General features: G+C 62.9%; 1 protein-coding gene. It reads left to right on the top strand.

Annotated elements, in window-relative coordinates; translation table 11 throughout:
- On the top strand, window positions 1-572 hold a 572-nt coding region (locus tag EOA36_RS36690), incomplete at both ends, for a GDP-mannose 4,6-dehydratase (RefSeq protein ID WP_127281326.1).

Raw genomic sequence — 572 nt, forward strand, 5'->3', positions numbered from 1 at the left:
ATATCGACATCGTCATGAACCTCGCCGCCGAGAGCCATGTCGACCGCTCGATCGATGGACCGGGCGCCTTCATCGAGACCAACATCGTCGGCACCTACAAGATCCTCAATGCCGCGCTCGAATACTGGCGCGGCCTGTCCGATGACAGGAAAGGCCGCTTCCGCTTCCATCACGTCTCCACCGACGAGGTGTTCGGCGACCTGCCTTTCGACGGCGGCATGTTCGTCGAGGAGACGCCCTATGCGCCGTCCTCGCCCTATTCCGCCTCGAAAGCGGCTTCGGACCATCTGGTGCGCGCCTGGCACGAGACCTACGGCCTGCCGGTCGTGCTTTCCAACTGTTCGAACAATTACGGCCCCTATCATTTCCCCGAGAAGCTGATCCCGCTCGTCATCCTCAACGCGCTCGATGAAAAGCCGCTGCCGGTCTATGGCGCCGGCGCCAATGTGCGCGACTGGCTGTTCGTCGAGGATCACGCGCGCGCCCTGGAACTCGTCGCCACGAAGGGGCATCCGGGCGAGAGCTACAATGTCGGCGGCAATTCGGAACGCACCAACCTCGCCGTCGTCGAG

Source organism: Mesorhizobium sp. M8A.F.Ca.ET.021.01.1.1 (genome assembly GCF_003998025.1).
Classification (GTDB): domain Bacteria; phylum Pseudomonadota; class Alphaproteobacteria; order Rhizobiales; family Rhizobiaceae; genus Mesorhizobium.